Annotated in this window: 3 protein-coding genes and 1 pseudogene; 1 reads left to right on the top strand and 3 read right to left on the bottom strand. The window is 63.9% G+C overall.

Annotated features, from left to right (window positions below; all coding sequences use genetic code 11):
- Nucleotides 1-995 (top strand): MFS transporter (locus WT24_RS30565; RefSeq protein ID WP_060036966.1); only part of this gene is annotated, 995 nt, incomplete at its 5' end.
- 53 nt (nt 996-1,048) lie between these two features.
- Here the strand turns inward: WT24_RS30565 and WT24_RS30560 are convergent.
- The 3 genes and pseudogenes from WT24_RS30560 to WT24_RS34765 all read right to left on the bottom strand — a co-directional run.
- Nucleotides 1,049-1,873, bottom strand: coding sequence for an alpha/beta fold hydrolase (locus WT24_RS30560; RefSeq protein WP_060036968.1), 825 nt, complete (start codon nt 1,871-1,873; stop codon nt 1,049-1,051).
- A 147-nt stretch (nt 1,874-2,020) separates the two neighbouring features.
- Nucleotides 2,021-3,013, bottom strand: coding sequence for a LysR substrate-binding domain-containing protein (locus tag WT24_RS30555; RefSeq protein ID WP_060036964.1), 993 nt, complete (start codon nt 3,011-3,013; stop codon nt 2,021-2,023).
- A gap of 616 nt (nt 3,014-3,629) precedes the next feature.
- A pseudogene (locus tag WT24_RS34765) lies at nt 3,630-3,752 on the bottom strand (ferritin-like domain-containing protein); the annotation flags it as partial.

Below are 3,752 nucleotides of genomic sequence, written 5' to 3'. Positions count from 1 at the left end.
TTATCGCCGAGTTCTCGACCGACAAGCGCCGCGGCTTCATGGGCAGCTTCCTCGAATTCGGCACGCTGATCGGCTATACGCTCGGCGCCGCCACGGTCGCGCTGTTGACCGCCACGCTGTCGCAGGACGCGCTGCTGTCGTGGGGCTGGCGCGTGCCGTTCTTCATCGCCGGCCCGCTCGGCCTCGTGGGCCTCTACGTGCGGCTCAAGCTCGAGGAGACCCCGGCATTCAGGAAGGAGGCCGAAGCACGCGAAGCGGATGAACGCGCGCGGCCGAAGCAGCGCTTCGCGACGCTGCTCGTCGAACAGTGGAAGCCGCTGCTGCAATGCGTCGGCCTGGTGCTGATCTTCAACGTGACCGACTACATGGCGCTGTCGTACCTGCCGAGCTACCTGTCCGCGACGCTGCACGTTCGCGAATCGCACGGGCTCTTCATGGTGCTGCTCGTGATGGTGCTGATGATGCCGATGACGCTGTACGCCGGGCACCTGTCGGACAAGGTCGGCCGCAAGCCGGTGATGATGGCCGGCTGCGTGGGCCTGCTCGCGCTGTCGGTGCCGGCGCTGATGCTGATCCGCACCGGCGGCATGCTGCCGATCTTCGGCGGGATGCTGATCTACGGCATCCTGCTGTCGACGTTCACGGGCGTGATGCCGTCGGCGCTGCCTGCCCTCTTCCCGACGCGCATCCGCTACGGCGCGCTCGCGATCGGCTTCAACGTGTCGGTGTCGCTGTTCGGCGGCACGACGCCGCTCGTCGCCGCATGGCTGGTCGATCGCACCGGCGACCTGATGATGCCCGCGTACTACCTGATGGGCGCGTCGTTCATCGGCATCGTGTCGGTGCTCGCGTTGCGCGAGACCGCGCGCCGGCCGCTGCCCGGCTCCGGGCCGTGCGTGGCGAGCCGCGCGGAAGCGCTGAGCCTCGTGCGCGGCGGTGCCGACGAAGCGCGTGTGCGCGACCGGAAATTCACGCCGGTCAGCGAGCGCGCGTGACGCGGATCGATGCGGCGCCGCGCGGCCCGCGCGCGTCGCCGTTCGCGTGACCGTCAGTTCGACGGCAGTTGCTGCGCGTCGAACCAGTCGAGCAGCGCGCGCGTGACGAACGCGGGATTCTCCAGGTTCGAGATATGGCCGGCGTCCGGCACCAGCGCATGCGCGCAGCCGATCACGCTCGCCATCTTCACGGTTTCCGACGGCGGGCGCGCCATGTCGCCCGCGCCGCACATCAGCAGCGTGCGTGCGGCATCGAGTTCGGCGAGTGCCGGCAGCGTGTCGGGCCGGCCGAAGATCAGCCGACCGAGCGGCGCGATCGATTGCCGCAACCGGTCGGCGGGCAGGTTCGCGAGCGCATGGCGAAACGCCGTCGGCACCGGACCGTCGAGGTTGACATCCGGCCGGAAGAACAGCGGCACGATCGCGTCGAGCAGCGGCGGCGCGATGCGGCCCGCGGCCTCGATCGCGTCGAGCATCCCGAAATAGCGCGTGCGCGTCGCATCGGGCTCGGCCTCGAGCGACGCGTCCATGATCACGAGCGAACGCACGCGCCGCGGCTCGCGCAACGCGAGCCGTGCGCCCCACATGCCGCCAACGCTGAGCCCGACGATCGCGCACTGTTCGATGTCCAGCGCGTCGAGCAGCGCGCTCGCGTGCGCGGCGAGATCGTCGAGCGTGTGCGTGCCGTCCGGCAGCGCGCCCGATTCGCCATGCCCCCACAGGTCCGGCACGATCACGCGATACTTGCGCGACAGCGCGTCGATCTGCGGCGCCCACATCGTCGCGTCCCACAGATAGCTGTGCCCGAGCAGCACCGGAAAACCGGCGCCGTGATCGTGGTAATGCAGGGTACTGCGCTGGATGCTGTGTGCGGGCATGCTGTCTCCGAATGTCAGGACTCGGCGGTGGCCCGGAAACGGGCGCCGCGGTTGGCAGCGTTCTGCGACGAACGCGAAGCGGCGCATCATCGCACAGGTTGCAGGTGCCGCGCATGACACCGCGCACGACGCTATCGCGGCGCCGCGTTATCCCACGCGATACATCGGCACCACGTTGCTGCCGGCGGTGTCCTGCTCCGTCGCGAGCGGGTGACACGCTTGTTCGAGCAGCCAGTTGGTCAGCACCGCGATGTCGAATTCGTTGCACGCATCGGGGTTCTGCACGAGGACGTAGCTGCCCGATGCAACGGTACAGTGCGGGAACAGCTCGACGAGCCGCCCCTGCTTCAACAGCCCGTCGACCAGCGGCCGCCTTCCGATTGCGATGCCGTGCCCGTCGACCGCGGCCTGGACCAGTTGATCGTACTGGCTGAAGTGCAACGCGCCGGCCGGCCGCAGCCGCGGCACGCCGAGTTCCTTCAGCAAATGGCTCCATCCGTGCCACGGCCATTCGCCGCGCGGGTCGTCGAGATGCAGCAGCACGTGCTTGTCGAGATCGGCCGGCTTCATCGACGCGGCGTCGCCCGCCGCCGTCATCAGGCTCGGGCTGCACACCGCCACGACACGCTCGCGAAACAGCACGTCCGTCTCGTCGGTCGACGTATACGGGCCTGCATAGCGCACGGCCAGGTGCAAACGTTTGCGTTTAAGATCTTCAATTTCGCTCGTTGCGGACACGCGCACGTCGATGTCCGGATAGCTGGCGCGGAACGAACCGAGACGCGGAATCAGCCACAGCGCGGCGAACGAGACGGTGGTCGACAACGAGATGGCGCGCTGGCCGACACTCGACGACAGCTTGCCGACCACCGATTCCAGGTCGGACAACGCGAACGAGATCGCGTCGTACAGCTCGCGCCCCTTGTCGGTCAGCGTCAACGAACGAATGTGCCGATGGAAAAGCTCGATCCGGAGCTGCTCTTCGAGCGCCTTGACCTGCCGACTCACGGCCGATTGCGTGACGTTCAATTCCTGCCCCGCACGCGTGAAGCTCAAATGGCGCGCCGCGCATTCGAAGCCTCTCAGGAAATCCAGCGAAGGCAGACTTCTCAATCGCTTTGCCAATCTCACATTAGCCATACCGCCGCCTCAAAGTTGCACCCATCGACAGGCAAGTTGCCGTTCGTCTCCCTGACTCGTCTCTCCTATTTGGATTCGGAAACGATTTTATATTGAAGCATGGATACATATCATTCTTATTTTCAATCGTGACACTTGTATTTATCTATCGATTTTCATCGCACCACTACGCTTACATGAACATTATCCGGTTGTGATTTTGTAAATTAATATGCGAACTAATCGAGGACTGGACAGGTTCGATAAATTCCCGCAAAAACAGCCGATTTTCCGCCAAATTCGCTGCCATCGCAGCGGTTTCTCCGTATAGACGGAGACGAAACCCGAAGCCTACGATTCAATTTCAATTTGCCGACTTTTCCATTTTGTTTTCCGGATTGCGAAAGACAAATTGTCTGCAACAGACACAAAAAATTCAATTAAATCCGGAATTCGATGTTTATTAAAAAATACTAAACACATGAAATTCCAGCTCACCATCCGATTTCAGAAACTGATGAAGCGATTATTTCCGGAAATGAATAATCCGCCGGCCGGCAGCGCCGGTCGGCGTAGAGGGCGTTCACATGTCGGCCGGAATCCGGCCTGCACCGCGACAGCCGGATGTGTCGATCCGCTACGGGCTGTCCACCGCGCCATTGACCCGCGCCGTCACTTCGCGACGGTAGCGGTTCAGCTCCTGCGCGGTCGCGAACGTGCGCTCGAACAGGATCGACAGGTTGTGCAGGATCCGCTCGAC

It is taken from the genome of Burkholderia sp. MSMB1078WGS (genome assembly GCF_001528895.1).
In the GTDB taxonomy this organism is placed as follows: Bacteria; Pseudomonadota; Gammaproteobacteria; order Burkholderiales; family Burkholderiaceae; genus Burkholderia.
The sequence above is the reverse complement of the archived record's forward strand: the minus strand, read 5'-3'. Positions and strand labels throughout refer to the sequence as shown.

Excerpts from the sequence above, each read along its gene's own strand:
- WT24_RS30555 (WP_060036964.1), bottom strand. The coding sequence starts at position 3,013 with ATGGCTAATGTGAGATTGGCAAAGCGATTGAGAAGTCTGCCTTCGCTG.
- WT24_RS30560 (WP_060036968.1), bottom strand. The coding sequence starts at position 1,873 with ATGCCCGCACACAGCATCCAGCGCAGTACCCTGCATTACCACGATCAC.